Here is a 19,324-nt window from a genome sequence, read left to right as displayed (position 1 = left end):
AACGCGCGTGGTCCCCTGCGATCTATAGCGCGATAGGGAACACATAGGACACGCCATGTCTGATCTGCGCAAAGTCGTCATTGATGGAAATGAGGTCGAAGTTGACGGGGCAATGACCCTGATCCAGGCCTGCGAAGAGGCGGGGATCGAGATTCCCCGTTTCTGCTATCACGAACGGCTTTCCATCGCTGGCAACTGCCGCATGTGTCTGGTTGAGGTTGTCGGCGGCCCACCCAAGTAAGCTGCGTCTTGTGCCATGCAGGTCCGCGATTTGCGCCCCGGCCCGGAAGGCCAGCCCCCTGTTGTGAAAACCAATTCGCCCATGGTCAAAAAGGCCCGTGAAGGCGTGATGGAGTTCCTGCTGATCAACCACCCGCTTGATTGCCCGATCTGCGATCAGGGTGGCGAGTGTGATTTGCAAGATCAGGCGATGGCGTATGGCGTCGATTTCAGCCGTTTCCGCGAACCCAAGCGCGCCACCGAAGATCTGGATCTTGGCCCGCTTGTTGAAACCCACATGACCCGCTGTATTTCCTGCACCCGCTGCGTGCGGTTTACGACTGAGGTCGCTGGCATTCACCAGATGGGTCAGACGGGTCGTGGTGAGGATGCGGAAATCACCAGCTATCTGGGTGAAACCCTCGATCTCGAATATGCAGGGCAACATCATTGATCTATGCCCGGTGGGTGCGTTGGTCTCCAAGCCTTACGCCTTTACCGCCCGCCCGTGGGAGCTGACCAAGACGGAATCGATTGATGTGATGGATGCCCTTGGGTCCAACATCCGCGTCGATACCAAAGGCCGTGAAGTCATGCGCTTCTTGCCGCGCAACCATGACGGCGTGAACGAAGAGTGGATTTCCGACAAAACCCGTTTTGTCTGGGACGGGCTGCGCAAGCAACGCCTTGATACACCTTACATCCGCGAAAACGGCAAGCTGCGTAAAGCCAGCTGGCCCGAAGCGCTTTCTGCCGCTGCGATGGCCATGAAGGGCAAGAAGGTCGCTGGCCTTGTCGGTGATCTGGCCCCGGTTGAAGCAGCCTTCGCGCTCAAGCAGTTGATCGAAGGGCAGGGCGGCAACGTCGAGTGCCGGACCGATGGGGCCAAGTTACCCATGGGTAACCGCTCTGGTTATGTCGGCACTGCGACCATCGAAGATATTGATGCGGCTGATCATATCCTGCTGATCGGCACTGACCCACGGGTCGAAGCGCCGGTTCTGCATGCGCGCATCCGCAAAGCGTGGCTGCGTGGTGCAAAGGTGGCCCGTATCGGGGCGCAAACTGATCTGACATTTGACGCGCAGGAAATCGGCACCGGGCGCGATGCGCTTGTTGCGCTGGCGGCCATGGACCATTCCATGCATCACGATGTGAACGGCATCATTATTGTTGGGACCGGCGCATTGAATGAGGCCGATGGTGAGGCCGTGCTGGGTACGATCATGACCATGGCCGATGCGGCGCAATCAAAAATGATGGTGTTGCACACCGCCGCAGGTCGTGTTGGCGCGATGGATGTTGGTGCAGCGACCGACGGCGGCATGGATGCAGCCTTGGATGGGGCGGAGGTGATCTATAACCTAGGTGCCGACGAGGTTGAAGTGAAGCCGGGTGCATTTGTGATTTACCAGGGTTCCCACGGTGACCGGGGTGCGCATCGTGCAGATATCATTCTGCCATCCGCCGCCTATACCGAGGAAAACGGCCTGTTCGTGAACACGGAAGGCCGCCCTCAGCTGGCACTGCGCGCCAGCTTTCCGCCGGGTGAGGCGAAGGAAAACTGGGCGATCCTGCGGGCATTGTCCGCCGAACTGGACGCAACGCTGCAGTTTGACAGCATGGCGCAACTGCGTCAGGCGCTGGTCGCAGCACACCCGCATCTGGGTGACATCGACGAGGTGGCCGAGAATGCTTGGCAGCCGATACCGGCCAAAAAGCCCGGCAAAGCGGACTTCCGCAATGCCATCACCGATTTCTATCTGACGAACCCAATTGCACGCGCCTCCAGCCTGATGGCGGAACTCAGCGCAAATGCGAAGGCGCGTAAATCCGCACCGATGGCTGCGGAATAAGGACGACGACAATGGTTGAATTCTTTACCAACACCAACCTTGGCATCGTGCTGGTGATTTTGTTCCAGTGTCTGCTGGTTTTGGTGCCGCTCCTGGTGGCGCTCGCCTTCCTGATGTATGCGGACCGTAAAGTCTGGGCTGCGGTGCAGATGCGCAAAGGCCCTAATATTGTTGGTGCCTTTGGTTTGCTGCAATCCTTTGCGGATTTCATCAAATACATTGTGAAAGAAATCGTCGTGCCTGCGGGGGCCGACAAGTTCGTGTTCTTCCTGGCGCCAATGATCGCTTTCGTTCTGGCGGTGATTTCGTGGTCTGTCATCCCCTTCAACGACGGCTGGGTGCTGGCGGATATCAACGTCGCCATCCTCTATATCTTCGCCATCGGCTCGCTTGAGGTCTACGGCGTGATCATGGGGGGCTGGGCGTCCAACTCCAAATACCCGTTCCTTGGCTCGCTGCGCTCTGCGGCGCAGATGATTTCCTACGAAGTCTCCATCGGGCTGATCATCATTGGTGTGATCATCTCGGCTGGGTCCATGAACCTCAGCGCCATTGTGCATGCCCAGGACGGTAATGCGGGCCTGTTCAACTGGTTCTGGGTCGCGCATTTCCCGATGCTGTTCCTGTTCTTTATCAGCGCCTTGGCCGAAACCAACCGCCCGCCGTTCGACCTGCCAGAGGCCGAGTCAGAGCTGGTGGCGGGGTACCAGGTGGAATACTCATCCACCCCCTTCCTGCTGTTCATGATCGGCGAATTGATGGCGGTTGTGCTGATGTGCGCGCTGGTCTCGCTCTTGTTCTTCGGCGGTTGGCTGTCCCCGATCCCGGGCCTGCCCGACGGCATCCTGTGGATGGTCCTGAAGATGGCGCTGGTGTTCTTCATGTTCTCGATGGTCAAGGCGATCACACCGCGCTACCGCTATGACCAGTTGATGCGGATCGGTTGGAAGGTGTTCTTGCCCATGTCGCTGGCTTGGGTGGTGATTGTCTCGTTCTTAGCAAAATACGAAGTACTCGGCGGCTTTTGGGCACGCTGGGCAGTAGGAGCTTAATCAATGACACAGATCGACTATAACCGCGCCGCAAAGTACTTTCTGCTTCAGGACTTCTGGAAAGGGTTCAGCCTTGGGATGAAGTACTTCTTCTCGCCCAAGGCCACGCTGAACTACCCCCATGAAAAGGGGCCGCTGTCCCCACGTTTCCGGGGTGAACACGCCCTGCGCCGCTATCCCAATGGTGAAGAACGCTGTATCGCTTGCAAATTGTGTGAGGCCGTCTGCCCCGCCCAAGCCATCACCATCGACGCCGAACCGCGCGATGACGGCAGCCGCCGCACGACCCGCTATGACATCGACATGACCAAATGCATCTACTGCGGTTTCTGCCAAGAGGCTTGTCCGGTGGATGCGATTGTTGAGGGCCCGAACTTTGAGTTCAGCACCGAGACCCGGGAAGAACTGTACTACGACAAGGAAAAACTGCTTGAAAACGGTGACCGTTGGGAATCCGAGATTGCGCGCAATCTCGAACTGGATGCGCCGTACCGATGACCGAGCAGAACCCCTTTGAAGCCATGATAAAGATGGGTCAGGACTGGGCCAAGTCGATGAATGTCGACATGGATGCCTTTACGCCCAAGGGGTTTGAGAATCTTTGGCCTACCATGCCCGCCGAGACGATGGAGATGTTTTTTGGCAAGGGCATCAATCCTGATGGATTGGATGCCAAAACCCGCCTGATGCTGACCCTTGCCGGTCTGACCGTGTTGGGTGCGCAGGCCGAAGCACAGATACGGCTGACCGTCCGCCATTTGGTGGAGGCAGGGGCCACAAAACAGGAAATCGCCGAAGTGATCGCCCAGATGGGCATGTTCGCTGGCGTGCCCGCCATGACCAAAGCGATGGAATTGGCCACAGACGTTTTAGATAAGGACGAAAGCGCATGACCGTCTTCGCGTTCACATTTTACCTTTTCGCCGTGACGACCGTCGCCGGGGGCCTCATGACTGTGATCGCCCGCAACCCGGTGCATTCGGTCCTCTGGCTGATCCTGGCGTTCCTATCCTCTGCGGGGTTGTTTGTGACCTTGGGGGCGGAATTCGTCGCCATGCTGCTGATCATTGTCTATGTCGGTGCGGTGGCGGTGCTGTTCCTGTTCGTTGTGATGATGTTGGACGTCGATTTCGCCGAGTTGAAGGCGGAAATGACGAAATACTTACCTCTCGCCTTGCTGATTGGTGTGGTTATTCTGATGCAACTGGCGCTGGCACTGGGCGTTTGGGGCTTTGCCGATGGTGTGGAGGGTCGCATCGCGGCCCCAGCGGGTGATCTGGATAACACGCGCGCGCTGGGTCTGCTGATCTACGACAAATACATCCTGTTGTTCCAGCTTTCTGGCCTGATCCTGCTGGTCGCCATGATCGGGGCCATTGTGCTGACGCTGCGCCACCGCGTGGATATCAAGCGCCAGAACGTTCTGGCGCAGATGTATCGTGATCCTGCGACCGCGATGGAGCTTAAGGATGTGAAACCGGGGCAGGGGCTGTAGCAACTGATGCGTGGTATTTACCTCATAGCACTTGCAGTTGGTTTCTGTTTTTTCGCCACCTTCGGCGTGGCATGTGAACTTGCCTACGATGAGCGCTCATCTTACAGAATCCGGGCAGAAAGTAAGCCAGTTGAAGTCGACGATCAGTGCCGCACCAGTAACATTAACGTTGATGACGTTGAGAGTCTTGGAGCGGCTCAGGATCTTGGTGCCGGTCGTGTCCTTCAATCTGTGTCAAAAACGGATTCCACCGCGCTTCTGGCAGATTGCAATACTCGAGAACTTGTGGTTTTGGTCGGACCTTCAACGATAGTAGGAGAGACATCCTGCGGCCCTCGTGCGGTGTTCTCGCCAATCCTTGGCCCCGCTGCAGTCTTTGACTTGAGCCGAGGCGAAGATTTGCATCAACTGGTCTCCCTAGCAGAGGTTGCAGGTTTAGGGGCATTCGATCCCAACAAGCGGTTTTTCGAGTTTTACAACGGCTTATTCAATTCGAACTTGAATGAAGTGGGTGGGCGTGACCGTTTCGACTTGCTCTGCGGTTGCAAAGTGTACTACCCCACTTCCCCGGGTGCTAAGCCATGAAAAGTCTTGTCGCAATAGTTGCATCTTTGGTGGCCACCCAAGCCCATGCCCTGACCCTTGCCGACTGTAAACGCACGACCCATCCCAGCCATGGTGGCGAAATCCGTCATATGGATTTGGGTGAAGGCCGTGTGATGTGGCTGGACTGGTGGTCATTGGAAGGCTCGGCCAAGGGCTTCTCCATCGTGGAATGCGGCAGTGGAGAGACACTGCGGTTCCGCACCGCAGAGGAGAATATGGGTCGCCGCAGTACCTTTGACCGCACCGATGAGGCAATCGAAGTATTGGAGCGCCACCAATCGGGGGCACGTGTTTTTGCGACGTTTGAACGGATCGCCGCTGACCTGGAATTCATCGCGCGTGACATCGCGATCACCAATGAGACTGAAGAAACATGCGCCTGTGCTGCGGCTTACCCCGCACTGCGCGGCGAGAAGACGGAATTTATGCTCGCGGGCTAGGCCACGTGGCAACAGACAAGAAGATCGGGGCGCAGTGCCTCGGAGGGACGAATGAATGATCGGACTTGAACATTATCTCACGGTGGCAGCGGCCTTGTTTGTCATCGGCATCTTCGGGCTGTTCCTGAACCGCAAGAATGTGATCATCCTTTTGATGAGCATCGAATTGATGCTGCTGGCGGTGAACATCAACCTTGTGGCCTTCTCCAGCTATCTGGGTGATCTGGTGGGGCAGGTTTTTACGCTCTTCGTCCTGACCGTTGCCGCCGCCGAGGCCGCGATTGGCCTTGCGATCCTTGTGTGTTTCTTCCGCAACCGCGGAACCATCGACGTTGAAGACGTCAACGTGATGAAGGGCTAAGATAATGGAAACCATCATCCTCTTCGCCCCGTTGGTTGGCGCGATCATTTGCGGATTTGGCTGGAAACTGATTGGCGAGACTGCAGCGCAGTGGACGGCAACAAGCCTGTTGTTTCTCTCTGCCATCCTGTCCTGGATCATCTTCCTGACGTTTGATCCGTCAGCCCACCCGAACGGCAGCTATACCGTGACCATTCTGCGCTGGATCGAAAGCGGCACGTTGAGCACCGATTGGGCGATTAAGATGGACCGCTTGACCGCGATCATGCTGATCGTGATCAATACCGTCTCGGCCCTCGTGCACCTCTATTCATTCGGCTACATGGCCCATGACGAGAACTTCAAAGAAGGCGAGAGCTATCGCCCGCGTTTCTTTGCCTATCTGTCGTTCTTCACCTTTGCGATGTTGATGCTGGTGACAGCGGACAACCTCGTCCAGATGTTCTTTGGCTGGGAAGGTGTGGGTGTCGCCTCCTACCTGCTGATTGGCTTCTACTATCGCAAGCCGTCTGCTGGTGCCGCGGCGATCAAGGCGTTCGTGGTCAACCGCGTTGGTGATTTTGGCTTCGCGCTGGGTATCTTTGCGCTCTATCTGGTGACCGACAGCATCAAGTTTGATGACATTTTTGCTGCGATCCCGGACTTGCAGGACCACACGCTGACATTCCTGTGGCGCGACTGGAACACGCTGAACCTGATTGCCTTCCTGCTGTTCATCGGCGCGATGGGGAAATCGGCGCAACTGTTCCTGCACACATGGCTGCCCGACGCGATGGAAGGCCCGACACCGGTGTCGGCCCTGATCCACGCCGCGACCATGGTCACGGCGGGTGTTTTCCTTGTCTGCCGCATGGCACCGCTGATGGAATATGCCGAGGCCACCACGGCATTCATCGTGTTCCTTGGTGCAACCACAGCCTTCTTTGCTGCGACTGTTGGTCTGGTGCAGAATGACATCAAACGTGTCATTGCTTATTCGACCTGTTCGCAACTGGGCTATATGTTCGTGGCCGCTGGTCTGGGTGTGTACTCGGTCGCGATGTTCCACCTGCTGACACACGCGTTCTTTAAGGCGATGTTGTTCCTTGGGGCCGGTTCGGTGATCCACGCGATGCATCACGAGCAGGACATGCGGAACTATGGCGGGCTGCGCCATAAGATTCCCAAGACGTTCTGGATGATGATGATCGGTACGCTGGCGATCACCGGTGTTGGTATCCCGCTGCTTTACGTGGGCTTCCCGATTGGCTTTGCTGGATTCGTATCCAAGGATGCCATCATCGAAAGCGCCTACGCAGGCACCGCGGGCGGCTATGCCTTCTGGATGCTGGTTGTCGCTGCGTTGATGACAAGCTTCTACAGCTGGCGTCTGATGTTCATGACCTTCTATGGCACTCCACGTGGCGATGCGCATACCCATGAACACGCGCATGAGGCGCCGAATACGATGCTGGTTCCACTTTATGTCCTTGCGCTTGGCGCGGTGTTCTCTGGCATGATTTGGTACGGGTCATTCTTCGGGTCCAACGACAAGGTCGGTAAGTTCTTTGGCGTGCCTTACGCGGAGGCGTCCGAGCATGGTGAGGCGAAAGCTGATGATCATGGTGATGACCATGCGTCAGAAGGCGGCCACGGCAAAGCGCACTACAACCTTGTTGGCGCACCGGGCGAGGGGGCTATTCATAACAGCCCCGATAACCACGTCCTGAACGACGCGCATGAGGTTGCTGTCTGGGTCAAGCTGGCCCCGTTCTTTGCAATGCTGGCAGGTCTTGGTCTGGCTTATCAGATGTACATTCGCCGCCCTGATTGGCCGCGCAAGCTGGCCGAGCAACAAGCGCCGCTTTATCAGTTCCTACTGAACAAATGGTACTTTGATGAAATCTACGATTTCCTCTTCGTGCGCCCAGCCTTTGCCTTGGGTCGGATCCTGTGGAAACAGGGCGACACCAAGACAATTGACGGCGGGATTAACGGTGTTGCTATGGGGATCGTGCCGTTCCTGACGCGCCTCGCGGGCCGCGCGCAATCGGGCTACATCTTTAGCTATGTCTTTGCGATGGTCATTGGCATTGCGATCCTACTCACCTGGATGACGCTGTTTGGGGGAGCGAACTGATGGGCAATATTCTCTCACTCACGACGTTCCTGCCGCTGCTTGGGGCTGTCATCCTGGCGCTGTTCCTGCGCGGTGATGATGCAGCGGCACAGCGCAATGCCAAATGGGTGGCACTGGTCACGACCGTCGTGACATTCATTTGCTCGCTGTTTATTCTGACCAACTCTAATCCGGCGGATACGGGTTTTCAGATGGTGGAAACCCGTGAGTGGCTATTGGGCCTGCAGTATAAGATGGGTGTCGATGGTATCTCGATCCTGTTTGTCATGCTGACCACATTCCTGATGCCGCTGGTCATTGCAGCCTGTTGGGATGTGAAAAGCCGCGTCAAGGAATACATGATCGCCTTCCTGATCCTTGAGACCTTGATGCTGGGCGTGTTCCTCGCGCTTGATCTGGTGCTGTTCTACCTGTTCTTCGAAGCGGGGCTGATCCCGATGTTCCTGATCATCGGCATCTGGGGCGGCAAGAACCGGATTTATGCTTCCTTCAAGTTCTTCCTTTACACCTTCCTCGGCTCGGTCCTGATGCTGGTGGCGATGGTCGCAATGTTTGCGGATGCAGGCACGACCGACATTCCAACGCTGATGACCCACACCTTTGGCACGGAAAACTTCAGCGTGCTGGGCGTGCAGATCGTTGGCGGGATGCAGACGTTGCTGTGGCTTGCTTTCTTTGCCAGCTTCGCTGTGAAAATGCCCATGTGGCCGGTCCACACGTGGTTGCCGGATGCGCACGTGCAGGCGCCAACTGCGGGGTCCGTGGTACTGGCGGCGATCCTGTTGAAGATGGGTGGCTATGGCTTCCTGCGCTTCAGCCTGCCGATGTTCCCGGTCGGGTCCGAAGTGATGGGGCCGTTGGTCCTGACCCTGTCAGCCATTGCGATTGTCTACACCTCGCTGGTCGCACTGGTGCAGGAAGATATGAAAAAGCTGATCGCCTATTCGTCCGTCGCCCACATGGGCTACGTCACGATGGGGATCTTTGCGGTGAACCAGCAGGGCATCGACGGTGCCATCTTCCAGATGATCAGCCACGGCTTTATCTCTGGCGCGCTGTTCCTGTGTGTCGGTGTGATTTACGACCGCATGCATACGCGCGAGATTGATGCCTATGGTGGCCTCGTGAACCGTATGCCTGCCTATGCGCTGATCTTCATGTTCTTCACAATGGCCAATGTCGGTCTGCCGGGCACATCCGGTTTCATTGGCGAATTCCTTGTGCTGATGGGTATTTTCCAGGTGAACACATGGATCGCCCTCTTCGCGACCTCTGGCGTGATCCTGTCGGCGGCTTATGCGCTGTGGCTGTACCGCCGCGTCGTCTTTGGTGACCTGATCAAGGAAAGCCTGAAGACGATCACAGATATGGGCACGCGCGAGCGGGTGATCTTTGCGCCGCTCGTCGCAATGACACTGCTCTTGGGCGTCTATCCCGCCCTTGTCCTCGACATTATCGGCCCAAGCGTGTCCGCACTGGTCGGCAACTATGAAACCGCGCTGGCGACCTTTGAGGCCGCCACGCAGTTTGCTTCGAATTAAGGAACGCTGAAATGATTGGCGCTGATATCCAAATCCTGATGCCCGAGATTGTGCTGGCGGTTTACGCCATGGGCGCATTGATGGCGGCGGTCTATACCACCAAAGACGGCATGGCGCCGTTGCTCACTTGGGCGACGTCGGGTTTGTTTGTGCTGCTGGCGGTCTGGATCGGGATTAACGGGCAGGGAACGAATATCGCCTTTGGTGGGATGTTCGTGGATGATGGTTTCGCGCGATTTGCCAAGATCACGATCTTGATCTCTGCGGCAGCCGTCTTGCTGATGTCGGAAAGCTATATGCAGCAGCGAGGGTTGTTGCGGTTCGAGTATCCGATCCTTGTGGCGCTCGCCGTGGTCGGCATGATGGTGATGGTCTCCGCAGGCGATTTGATGGCGCTCTATATGGGCCTCGAACTGCAGTCTCTGTCGCTCTATGTGGTTGCATCCTTGCGCCGCGATAGCGTAAAATCGACTGAGGCGGGCTTGAAGTACTTCGTGCTTGGCGCGCTTTCTTCGGGTCTGTTGTTGTACGGCGCATCGCTGACATACGGCTTTGCTGGCACCACACTCTTTGCTGGCATCATTGAGGCAACCGCAAACGATCCGTCGTTTGGTTTGCTCTTTGGCCTTGTGTTCCTGATCGCAGGCTTTGCGTTCAAAGTTTCTGCCGCCCCGTTCCACATGTGGACACCGGACGTCTACGAAGGCTCGCCCACACCCGTCACAGCCTTCTTCGCGACAGCGCCCAAAGTGGCCGCGATGGCGCTATTTGCACGCGTTGTGCATGACGCTTTTGGCGGGATCGTCGGCGACTGGCAGCAGATCGTGGCCTTCCTCGCCGTGGTCTCGATGTTTTTGGGCGCCATTGCCGCAATCGGGCAGCGCAACATCAAGCGTCTGATGGCGTATTCCTCCATCGCGCATATGGGCTTTGCCCTGATGGGGCTGGCCGCCGCACCGCTTTCGGCGTGCAGGCAATGCTGATCTACATGGCGATCTATGTGACGATGAATATCGGCACCTTTGCGTTCATCCTGTCGATGGAGCGGGACGGGCGGCCTGTCACTGATATCGACAGCCTGCGGATGTATTCCAAGCGCCAACCGCTGCGCGCGCTGGCCATGCTGGTGCTGCTGTTCAGCCTTGCGGGCGTACCGCCAATGGTTGGCTTCTTTGGCAAGTTCTACGTGCTGCGCGCCGCCTACGATGGCGGGTTGGCATGGCTGGCTGTGGCCGGTGTGATCGCCTCCGTTATTGGTGCCTTCTACTACCTGCGCATCGTTTACTTCATGTACTTCGGGGAAGAGGGCGAACAACTCGACAGCAAGATGAACCCTGTCCTTTGGACCTTCCTGATGGGATCTGCGGCGGTGATGCTGTTTGGCGTTGTGAACCTCTTTGGTATTGAACCAATCGCGGCGGCCGCGGCGGCGACGCTTGTCAACTGACGGTTCAGGACATGGGCCGTGGCCGGAAGGCTACGCCCGGATCGTGCTGGACACAGTAGACAGCACCATGGCCGAGGCCGCGCGGCGTGCGCCTGATATTGAACGGCCTACATGGATCATGGCTAAAACTCAGACCGCGGCGCGCGGACGGCGCGGGCGCAAATGGGTGGTGCCCGCGGGCAACCTGAACGCCACGCTGATCTTCCGGCCCGAGGCGACGGCGGCGGAAGCCTCCAAGCGCTCTTTCCTTGCAGCCAATGCGCTGTTTCAGGCGCTGGCGATTTACGTACCAGCCGAGAAACTGTCGCTGAAATGGCCGAATGATGTGCTGCTTTCTGGCGGCAAGGTTGCGGGCATTCTGTTGGAAAGCAGCGGGCAGGGGCCTTTCGTCGATTGGCTGTCGATCGGGATTGGTGTGAATCTGCGGCACACGCCAGAAGGCGTGACAGGCGCGAGCTTTGCGCCGATCAGCCTGGCCGACGCGGGTGGCGAGGACGTCACGCCCAAAGACTTTCTTTCAACCCTCGCTGATGCCTATGCCACGCAAGAGGCCAAGCTGATGCGCCTGGGCTTTGACCGCATCCGTGATGACTGGATGGCAAATGCGGCGCGTTTGGGTGAGGTCATCACTGCCAATACCGGCCGCGAGGATATCACCGGCATCTTCGACAGTATCGACAGCGACGGCAATCTGGTGCTGATCACGGGCACCGGCCCACGCGCGATCCCGGCAGCGGACGTATTTTTCTAAAGAAGGAGGCGACACATGCTTCTCGCCATCGATTGCGGTAACACCAATACCGTGTTTTCTATCTGGGACGGCAAAGAGTTTGTCGCCACATGGCGTACCAGCACCGAGTGGCAGCGCACAGCAGATCAGTACTATGTCTGGTTGTCGACATTGATGCGGTTTCAAAAGCTGGATGTGGTCATTACCGAAGTCATCGTCAGTTCCACGGTGCCGCGTGTGGTATTCAACCTGCGTGTTTTTGCGGACCGCTATTACAACTGCCGCCCGATGGTGGTGGGCAAACCCGACTGTCGCCTGCCAGCCGAGCCCCGCGTTGACGAAGGCACGCAAGTAGGCCCGGACCGGTTGGTGAACACGGCTGGGGCCTTTGACCGGCATGGCGGCAACCTGATCGTCGTCGATTTCGGGACCGCCACCACCTTTGATGTTGTGGCCGACGACGGCGCCTATGTCGGTGGTGTCATCGCACCGGGCGTGAACCTGTCGTTAGAGGCGTTGCACAGCGCCGCCGCCGCTCTGCCACATGTCGATATCACCAAGCCACAGGCTGTTGTGGGCACCAATACGGTGGCCTGTATGCAGTCAGGCGTCTTTTGGGGTTACATCGGATTGGTGCGTGAGATATGCGCGCGGATCAAAGCAGAGCGGGGCGTGCCCATGCAGGTCATCTCGACCGGTGGTCTGGCGCCTTTGTTCCAACAGTCTGAACCGCTGTTTGATGCTTTTGAAGATGATCTGACGATGCACGGTCTGACCGTCATCCACCAATACAACAAGGACACCGCATGAGCGACCGCCTGATCTATCTGCCTCTTGGAGGTGCCGGTGAAATCGGCATGAATGCCTATGTCTATGGATACGGCAAACCGGGCAAAGAGCGGCTGATTGTTGTCGATCTGGGCGTGACCTTCCCTGACATGGACGGCACACCGGGGGTTGATTTGATCCTGCCCGATATCGCATGGCTGCGCGAGCGTAAGGCACAGATTGACGGCATCTTTATCACGCATGCGCATGAAGACCATGTTGGGGCCATCGGGCATTACTGGGAACAACTGGGCGCACCCGTCTACGCCCGCCCCTTCACAGCGAATATCGCGCGCCGCAAGCTGGACGAGCATGGACACCCCGAAAGCGTCGTGAAGGTCGTGCAACCGTACCCTGAGATGATCGCATGTGGGCCGATGACAGTGTCTTACCTGCCGATCAGCCATTCCATTCCCGAAAGCGCGGGTTTGTTGATCGACACGCCTGAGGGGCGCGTGCTGCACTCTGGCGACTTCAAGATCGACGAAACCCCGGTGGTGGGTGATCCGTGGAATGAGACGCTCTGGGAAGAAGTGTCAAAGGATGGCGTCAAGGCGCTGGTGTGCGACAGCACCAACGTGTTTTCGCGCGATCCGGGGCGGTCCGAAGCCTCGATCGGTGATGCGATTGCCGAGATGATGAAAGAGGCAAAGGGCATGGTCGTGGCGACCACATTTGCATCCAACATCGCGCGGTTGAAGACACTGGCGATTGCGGCGCAAAAGGCCGAGCGCTCGGTCGTACTCTTGGGTCGTGCGATGCGCCGGATGGTTGAAGCGGCAACCGACGTAGGTATTCTCAAAGGGTTTCCATCCGTGGTCTCGCCCGAAGACGCGCTACAAATGCCGCGCGAAAACGTGATGCTGCTGGTCACCGGGTCACAGGGCGAACGCCGCGCCGCCTCGGCGCAACTGGCGCAGGGCAACTATATGGGGATCAAGTTGACTGACGGGGACACGTTCCTGTTTTCGTCGAAAACCATTCCCGGCAATGAACGCGGTGTGATCCGTATCATGAACCAGCTCTCTGAGCTGGGCGTTGATGTGGTCGATGACGCGGGCGGCAAGTATCACGTATCCGGCCATGCCAACCGGCCCGATCTGGAGCGGCTTCACCAGATCGTCAAACCACAAGTCCTGATCCCGATGCATGGCGAACACCGGCACCTGCGCGAGCATGTGAAGCTGGGCGAGGCATCCGGTCTGTCCGGGATATTGGCGATCAATGGCATGATGATCGACCTGTCTCGCAACCAACCAACGGTGACAGAGTATATCGAGACCGGGCGAACCTACCTTGATGGCTCGGTGCAGGTCGGTGCGCTGGATGGCGTGGTGCGAAACCGCATCCGCATGGCGCTGAACGGGCATCTGATTGTGACTCTGATCATTGATGAAAATGATGAGCCACTTGGCGATCCGTGGGTTGAGACGAATGGACTGGCCGAGACCGGGCGCAACAACGCAGCGCTTGTTGATGTTGTCGAAGAAGACCTGAGCCAGTTTGTGAACCGTGCCGATGCCAAGACACTGCGCGATGATGTAAAGCTGGAAAAAGAGTTGAAGTCGATTGCACGACGGTCGGCACAAGCTGAGATCGGGAAGAAGCCCGAGGTGACGGTGATTGTGTCACGGCTGGGTTAGGGCAAAGACCCTAGACATCCTATCGTCACAGTTTTGCCGGTTTGCTTTGTCTATCATCATGGCAGCAATGAAATGACCAAGGTGAATGATGATGATCTGCAAATCTATTCCATCAGTATTGGCCGCTATGGCTCTGTCTGGCTGCATGATGACTGATCCTTCCCAGAACCTTGTGGGAACGCAGGGCGGCAACAACGTTTATGAATTTAGTGTTACGCACTATGCAGATCCCGTTGGCACCAGGTCCTACGCCCCGCAACGCGATAGTTTTGCCCGCCGATTGTGTCCGCAAGGGTATCGCATCATTGACGAGCGCAAAGGTGTGAAGATCACACAGGCAGGGGTGCGTTTGCTGTCAGAGAACGTTATTCGGATTTCCTGCCCGACTTAATGTCTGCAGGTATCTGCCGGACGCGGATACAGGGATAACGACAGGGTGCCTGATAGGCGGTAACTACCCCTTCGCCCGCTCGGCAAAACTCATCGCGATGAAAGCAGGTGGCTCATCACCCATGCCGACAACCTTGGGTCCATTGTCGCGCCGATCTTTGACGCGCCCGCTGCGGGATCGCTCCTGACGTGGCTTTTCATCGGCCTTTGCCTCAGGCTTTGTCTTGTCTGCGTCATCGGTTCGCGGGCTATCCGTTTTCGCTTCAGGCGCATCATCCTTTTTGCGTCGGCTGCGGGTCCGCTTGGGTTTGTCTTCGGTCTTTTCGGTCGCTGCTTTGGCAGGGTCCGCTTCGCCACCCGGCACCTCTAAACGCGGGATCGTTTCCTTGACCAGACGTTCAACGTCTTCGAGGTTCTTTTCGTCCCGTGGCACGCAGATCATGATCGCCGTACCCGTGCGTCCAGCGCGACCTGTGCGCCCGATGCGGTGTACGTAATCTTCGGCATGGCTGGGCACGTCGAAGTTAAAGACGTGTGTTACCGCCGGAATGTCCAGACCGCGCGCCGCCACGTCAGAGGCCACAAGAAACCGCAGCTTGTCATCGCGGAAGCTTTCCAGCGTGCGCGTCCGGTGGGATTGGTCCAGATCGCCATGGATCGGGGCGGCGTTATATCCGTATTTGTTCAGGGATTTGGCGACGATATCGACGTCCGACTTGCGGTTGCAGAAGATGATCGCGTTGGTGCAGGCCTCGCCTTCAGCATCAATTAGTTTGCGCAGCAGCGCGCGCTTTTCTGATGGTTCTTTGGGTTTGGATGATCCTTTGAACTGGACAACACCTTGCTTGATGTTGGTGTTTGTCGTCGCGGCACGGGCCACTTCGATCTTGGCCGGGTTGGAGAGGAACGTGTTGGTGATCCGCTCAATCTCTGGTGCCATGGTTGCCGAGAAGAACAGGGTTTGGCGGGTAAATGGCGTGCGTTTGAAGATTTCCTCGATATCGGGGATGAATCCCATATCAAGCATGCGGTCGGCCTCATCCACCACCATGATTTTTACATCTGTCAGGATCAGCTTGCCGCGCTCCAGATGGTCCAGCAGACGACCTGGCGTGGCGATTAGCACGTCGACGCCCTTGTCGATGATCATGTCCTGATCCTTGAAGCTGGTCCCGCCAATCAGCAGGGCACGCGACAGTTTCGTGTATTTGGCGTAGGCGTCAAAATTCTCGGCCACTTGAGCGGCCAGTTCCCGCGTTGGGGCCAGTACCAGCGAACGCGGCATCCGTGCCCGTGCCCGGCCACGGCCCAAAAGCGTGATCATCGGCAAGGTGAAGGCGGCAGTTTTGCCGGTGCCCGTCTGTGCGATGCCTAAAACATCGCGGCCTTCCAGCGCTGGGGCAATTGCACCTGCCTGAATGGGTGTGGGGGTATCATAGCCTGTTTCGGCTACAGCTTTGAGAACCTTGGGCGCAAGGTTCAGGTCGGTAAACTTGGTCATATACGTCCTATGAATGCGGTTTCGGTCCGCATGTTGTGAAAGGACGCATTGTTCCGAGCGTCCCGCGTCGTGGGCCTTTGCAAGCCGTGATTGCCGATACCGGATATGGGGTCATGCGTCAAGTTGAGCGCTGTTTTGCGGCACGGGCGCGCATAATCGCAAAGCGGCGAAAGACGGTGCCGTCGTCAGCGTTCATAGTGGTGAGCAGGTGGCGGGTCAGGTTCCCGATACCCGGTGCGGTTTCAGCATCAAGCCAGAGAGGGGCCAGCAGATGCGCTTCCAGATCGCCTTGCAGGACCGAAAAATCCTTCATCCCCATCGGCAGTGGGGATTTGTTGCGGTCTTGGGTGCGGAAGGGCTCTTGCGCGGGTTTGCCAGAGAAACAACGCTCGGCCTCGTAGATTTTCATCAGTGAAAACAGCATGTTCATGCGCGCCGCGAGGTTGCGGTCTGCTTCGGTTTGCCCGTGGTCCGCAAAGGTAATCACGGCCGAGATCAACCAGCGCGTCGGCAGGTTATCCAGCAACCATGCCTCTTCTTCTGACCAGAGACGCAGAAATAGTACCGGTGCACCATCGGGGTAGGTGTGTTTGCGCAGATGTGAAATCAGCATGCCATGCAGCATCGCCAGTTCGCTGTGGCCAGCCAGTTCGCCCAAGAGCATATGCCGTTTCTTGTCTGTCCTGCTCAGTCCTTCAGGCCGTGGCAATACCTGAGCGGGCAGGGGGATCGCGGCCAGCACTTTGAAATCCACGTCTGCTGGCGGCACATCATCCCCCGTCAAAAGCGCCCGGCGCTTTTGGTACTGCGGCAGTAAAGATGCGATGCCATTGGGATAGGTGTCTGTCAGGTCGGTCAAGGTTGTGCTGCCCTGTTGCGCTGCCAGCAGTATTGAGGTGCGAAGGCTGGCTGGCAACCCTGCCAAGGTCTATTCGGCAGATCCAAGGACCGCGGCAAAGAGCGACGGCGGTACTGTCGCCTCATATCGCCCGCGCCGTCCCTGTACCCGCAACGGCATGCCAGTCTGGCTGGCGATGCGAAATGCGGCCTCTGTCATATGAATGGCCCCCAACTCCGTTCGCCGACAGCGGTCCACGCAGTGTGTCAAGGGCCGGTCGTGTCGATGATAGTCCAATTGGGTGTCGCCGCTATACATATGGCGAATGATGGGCCCGTTGGGGACAAGGCGCCGCAGGCTGGTCAATACAGCAAACCCGCGCTGCCCATCGCGGGTGATCATAATGCCGCGCGCGGTCATGATGGCTGTGTTGTTTCGCAGAATCTCATACTCGGCAGTCATCACATGTGTAAAGCCGGTCCAGTCATCGATGCCTTTGGTAACCGGTGGCTTTGTGCTACAGGATGAGAGGATAAGACAGGCAATGACAAGATAAAGACGCATGCTCTGGTCATGCGCAAAGTTAGTTAACCAATCGTTACCATGGGCGGGTTGCCCATGCTGCTAAACCATCATCTCTTTCGTCGCCGTCAGCGTCACATCCGGGTAGTCACGACCCACCCGGTCGATATCCCATTGCAGACGCGTCAGGAATACGGTGTCCCCGTCGTTGTCGGTTGCGATGTGTTGTTTGTTGGCGTCGGCGAATTTATCTACCGCGTCCTTGTCGCCTGCGACCCAGCGGGCCGAGGTGAACTGGGAGGCTTCAAACCGCACCGGCAGCCCATATTCCATCTCAATCCGGCTGGCGAGCACCTCGAATTGCAAGCCCCCCACGACGCCGACGATAAAGCCTGAGCCGAAGGTAGGTTTGAACACTTTCGCCGCCCCTTCCTCGGCGAATTGCATCAGTGCTTTTTCGAGGTGCTTGGCCTTCAATGGATCACCCGCACGGCAGGTTTGCAGCAGTTCCGGTGCGAATGAGGGGATGCCGGAGACACGCAATGCCTCGCCTTCGGTCAGCGTGTCGCCGATGCGCAATTGGCCGTGATTTGGTATGCCGATGATGTCGCCGCCCAGGCTTCCTCGGCCAATTCGCGGTCGGCGGCGAGAAAGAGGACTGGATTGGTGATCGCCATCTGTTTCTTGGAACGCACATGGGTCAGCTTCATCCCGCGTTCGAAATGGCCCGAGGCAAGACGTAGGAACGCCACACGGTCGCGGTGCTTGGGGTCCATGTTGGCCTGCACCTTGAAGACGAAGCCCGCAACCTTCTTTTCTTCGGGCGCGATGTTGCGCGGTTGGGCCGTCTGGACCTGTGGTTCAGGGCCGTAGGTTGCCAGCCCATCCATTAGTTCTTTAACCCCGAAAGAGTTCATCGCAGAGCCGAACCAGATCGGCGTCATCGAGCCGTTCAGGAGTGCATCAGGATCGAGCGTCGGGAGCAACTCCTTGGCCATCTCGATCTCTTCGAGGAATTTTTCCAGCAGATGTGCGGGCACATGCTCTGCCAGTTTCGGATCATCAAGGCCTGAAATCTGAATGCTTTCGGCCACCTTGTTCCGGTCCGCCCGGTCCATCAGTTCCAGTTTGTCGCGCAGGATGTCATAGCAACCGATGAATTCGCGACCCACGCCGATAGGCCATGAGGCAGGGGTCACATCAATGGCGAGGTTTTCCTGAATTTCGTCAATGATCTCAAACGTATCACGGCTTTCGCGATCCATCTTGTTGCAGAATGTCAGGATCGGCAGGTCGCGCAGGCGGCAGACCTCAAACAGCTTTTGCGTCTGGCTTTCTACGCCCTTGGCACCGTCAATCACCATGACAGCAGCATCAACAGCGGTCAGTGTGCGATAGGTGTCTTCGGAAAAATCCGAGTGGCCGGGGGTATCGACCAGATTGAAGCGATAGGTTTCAAAATCAAACGACATGGCCGAGGCCGAGACGGAAATGCCCCGGTCTTTTTCCATCTGCATGAAGTCAGAGCGCGTACGTCGCGCCTCGCCCTTGGCGCGCACCTGTCCGGCCATCTGAATAGCGCCACCGTAAAGCAGAAACTTTTCGGTCAGCGTCGTCTTACCAGCGTCGGGGTGCGAGATGATCGCAAAGGTCCGGCGGCGGGCGATTTCAGGGGGAAGTTCAGGGCGATTTGTCATGAGGGACGCTTTATGCCGTTGGGGCGCAAAGGGCAATCG

At 57.5% G+C, this 19,324-nt stretch carries 16 protein-coding genes and 3 pseudogenes; 15 read left to right on the top strand and 4 right to left on the bottom strand.

Features of this window, described 5'->3' with window-relative positions; translation table 11 throughout:
- Positions 1 to 55: 55 nt before the first annotated feature.
- The 15 genes and pseudogenes from nuoG (at position 56) to QTO30_RS06845 (ending at position 14,728) form a co-directional block, all read left to right on the top strand.
- Positions 56 to 2,075 (top strand): annotated as a pseudogene (gene nuoG / locus QTO30_RS06915) (NADH-quinone oxidoreductase subunit NuoG).
- Positions 2,076 to 2,086: 11 nt separating this feature from the next.
- Positions 2,087 to 3,127 carry an NADH-quinone oxidoreductase subunit NuoH gene (gene nuoH / locus QTO30_RS06910; protein ID WP_340423393.1) on the top strand — a complete coding sequence of 347 codons (1,041 nt, stop codon included), beginning with the start codon at positions 2,087 to 2,089 and terminating at the stop codon, positions 3,125 to 3,127.
- A gap of 3 nt (positions 3,128 to 3,130) precedes the next feature.
- Entirely contained in the window at positions 3,131 to 3,625 is a 495-nt protein-coding gene (gene nuoI, locus QTO30_RS06905) for an NADH-quinone oxidoreductase subunit NuoI (RefSeq protein ID WP_340423392.1), read from the top strand.
- Positions 3,622 to 4,020: a carboxymuconolactone decarboxylase family protein gene (locus QTO30_RS06900; RefSeq protein ID WP_340423391.1), complete on the top strand. Its 399-nt coding sequence runs from the start codon at positions 3,622 to 3,624 to the stop codon at positions 4,018 to 4,020. Before nuoI ends, QTO30_RS06900 begins: the two co-directional genes overlap by 4 nt.
- A complete protein-coding gene (locus QTO30_RS06895) occupies positions 4,017 to 4,622 on the top strand; it encodes an NADH-quinone oxidoreductase subunit J (RefSeq protein ID WP_340423390.1) in 606 nt (201 codons plus the stop codon). The genes QTO30_RS06900 and QTO30_RS06895 overlap by 4 nt, the downstream gene beginning before the upstream one ends.
- Positions 4,623 to 4,628: 6 nt before the next feature.
- A complete protein-coding gene (locus QTO30_RS06890; protein WP_340423389.1) occupies positions 4,629 to 5,207 on the top strand; it encodes a hypothetical protein in 579 nt (192 codons plus the stop codon).
- Complete coding sequence (locus tag QTO30_RS06885; protein ID WP_340423388.1) at positions 5,204 to 5,668, top strand: hypothetical protein; 465 nt, start codon at positions 5,204 to 5,206, stop codon at positions 5,666 to 5,668. The genes QTO30_RS06890 and QTO30_RS06885 overlap by 4 nt, the downstream gene beginning before the upstream one ends.
- Before the next feature lie 55 nt (positions 5,669 to 5,723).
- Positions 5,724 to 6,029: an NADH-quinone oxidoreductase subunit NuoK gene (gene nuoK / locus QTO30_RS06880; protein ID WP_008235370.1), complete on the top strand. Its 306-nt coding sequence runs from the start codon at positions 5,724 to 5,726 to the stop codon at positions 6,027 to 6,029.
- Positions 6,030 to 6,033: 4 nt separating this feature from the next.
- Positions 6,034 to 8,148 carry an NADH-quinone oxidoreductase subunit L gene (nuoL, locus tag QTO30_RS06875; protein ID WP_340423387.1) on the top strand — a complete coding sequence of 705 codons (2,115 nt, stop codon included), beginning with the start codon at positions 6,034 to 6,036 and terminating at the stop codon, positions 8,146 to 8,148.
- The gene (locus QTO30_RS06870) at positions 8,148 to 9,689 is read left to right on the top strand and encodes an NADH-quinone oxidoreductase subunit M (RefSeq protein WP_340423386.1); all 1,542 of its coding nucleotides are present in this window, start codon (positions 8,148 to 8,150) and stop codon (positions 9,687 to 9,689) included. Before nuoL ends, QTO30_RS06870 begins: the two co-directional genes overlap by 1 nt.
- Positions 9,690 to 9,700: 11 nt before the next feature.
- A pseudogene (gene nuoN / locus QTO30_RS06865) lies at positions 9,701 to 11,136 on the top strand (NADH-quinone oxidoreductase subunit NuoN).
- A complete protein-coding gene (locus QTO30_RS06860) occupies positions 11,126 to 11,887 on the top strand; it encodes a biotin--[acetyl-CoA-carboxylase] ligase (protein ID WP_340423385.1) in 762 nt (253 codons plus the stop codon). Before nuoN ends, QTO30_RS06860 begins: the two are co-directional and overlap by 11 nt.
- A 15-nt stretch (positions 11,888 to 11,902) precedes the next feature.
- The gene (locus tag QTO30_RS06855; protein WP_340423384.1) at positions 11,903 to 12,676 is read left to right on the top strand and encodes a type III pantothenate kinase; all 774 of its coding nucleotides are present in this window, start codon (positions 11,903 to 11,905) and stop codon (positions 12,674 to 12,676) included.
- Positions 12,673 to 14,337, top strand: coding sequence for a ribonuclease J (locus QTO30_RS06850; RefSeq protein ID WP_340423383.1), 1,665 nt, complete (start codon positions 12,673 to 12,675; stop codon positions 14,335 to 14,337). The genes QTO30_RS06855 and QTO30_RS06850 overlap by 4 nt, the downstream gene beginning before the upstream one ends.
- 85 nt (positions 14,338 to 14,422) lie before the next feature.
- Positions 14,423 to 14,728 (top strand): hypothetical protein, encoded by a 306-nt coding sequence (locus QTO30_RS06845; RefSeq protein ID WP_340423382.1) that lies wholly within the window; start codon positions 14,423 to 14,425, stop codon positions 14,726 to 14,728.
- Positions 14,729 to 14,791: 63 nt separating this feature from the next.
- On the opposite strand, the gene QTO30_RS06840 is transcribed toward QTO30_RS06845, so the two are convergent.
- The 4 genes and pseudogenes from QTO30_RS06840 to QTO30_RS06825 form a co-directional block, all read right to left on the bottom strand.
- A complete protein-coding gene (locus QTO30_RS06840) occupies positions 14,792 to 16,228 on the bottom strand; it encodes a DEAD/DEAH box helicase (protein ID WP_340423381.1) in 1,437 nt (478 codons plus the stop codon).
- Positions 16,229 to 16,346: 118 nt separating this feature from the next.
- On the bottom strand, positions 16,347 to 17,087 hold the full coding sequence (locus tag QTO30_RS06835) for a hypothetical protein (RefSeq protein ID WP_340423380.1): 741 nt from the start codon (positions 17,085 to 17,087) through the stop codon (positions 16,347 to 16,349).
- Between the two features lie 69 nt (positions 17,088 to 17,156).
- Positions 17,157 to 17,630 carry a hypothetical protein gene (locus QTO30_RS06830; protein WP_340423379.1) on the bottom strand — a complete coding sequence of 158 codons (474 nt, stop codon included), beginning with the start codon at positions 17,628 to 17,630 and terminating at the stop codon, positions 17,157 to 17,159.
- Between the two features lie 60 nt (positions 17,631 to 17,690).
- A pseudogene (locus QTO30_RS06825) lies at positions 17,691 to 19,285 on the bottom strand (peptide chain release factor 3).
- Positions 19,286 to 19,324 lie beyond the last annotated feature (39 nt).

The sequence above is a fragment of the Yoonia sp. GPGPB17 genome (assembly GCF_037892195.1).
Classification (GTDB): Bacteria; Pseudomonadota; Alphaproteobacteria; order Rhodobacterales; family Rhodobacteraceae; genus Yoonia.
Note: the sequence above shows the minus strand (reverse complement) of the source record. Positions and strands in the feature narration are given on the sequence as shown.

Bases quoted from the DNA above. Each gene is read 5' to 3' on its own strand.
- nuoH (WP_340423393.1), top strand. From the start codon at position 2,087: ATGGTTGAATTCTTTACCAACACCAACCTTGGCATCGTGCTGGTGATT.
- nuoI (WP_340423392.1), top strand. From the start codon at position 3,131: ATGACACAGATCGACTATAACCGCGCCGCAAAGTACTTTCTGCTTCAG.
- QTO30_RS06900 (WP_340423391.1), top strand. From the start codon at position 3,622: ATGACCGAGCAGAACCCCTTTGAAGCCATGATAAAGATGGGTCAGGAC.
- QTO30_RS06895 (WP_340423390.1), top strand. From the start codon at position 4,017: ATGACCGTCTTCGCGTTCACATTTTACCTTTTCGCCGTGACGACCGTC.
- QTO30_RS06890 (WP_340423389.1), top strand. From the start codon at position 4,629: ATGCGTGGTATTTACCTCATAGCACTTGCAGTTGGTTTCTGTTTTTTC.
- QTO30_RS06885 (WP_340423388.1), top strand. From the start codon at position 5,204: ATGAAAAGTCTTGTCGCAATAGTTGCATCTTTGGTGGCCACCCAAGCC.
- nuoK (WP_008235370.1), top strand. From the start codon at position 5,724: ATGATCGGACTTGAACATTATCTCACGGTGGCAGCGGCCTTGTTTGTC.
- nuoL (WP_340423387.1), top strand. From the start codon at position 6,034: ATGGAAACCATCATCCTCTTCGCCCCGTTGGTTGGCGCGATCATTTGC.
- QTO30_RS06870 (WP_340423386.1), top strand. From the start codon at position 8,148: ATGGGCAATATTCTCTCACTCACGACGTTCCTGCCGCTGCTTGGGGCT.
- QTO30_RS06855 (WP_340423384.1), top strand. From the start codon at position 11,903: ATGCTTCTCGCCATCGATTGCGGTAACACCAATACCGTGTTTTCTATC.
- QTO30_RS06850 (WP_340423383.1), top strand. From the start codon at position 12,673: ATGAGCGACCGCCTGATCTATCTGCCTCTTGGAGGTGCCGGTGAAATC.
- QTO30_RS06845 (WP_340423382.1), top strand. From the start codon at position 14,423: ATGATGATGATCTGCAAATCTATTCCATCAGTATTGGCCGCTATGGCT.
- QTO30_RS06840 (WP_340423381.1), bottom strand. From the start codon at position 16,228: ATGACCAAGTTTACCGACCTGAACCTTGCGCCCAAGGTTCTCAAAGCT.
- QTO30_RS06830 (WP_340423379.1), bottom strand. From the start codon at position 17,630: ATGCGTCTTTATCTTGTCATTGCCTGTCTTATCCTCTCATCCTGTAGC.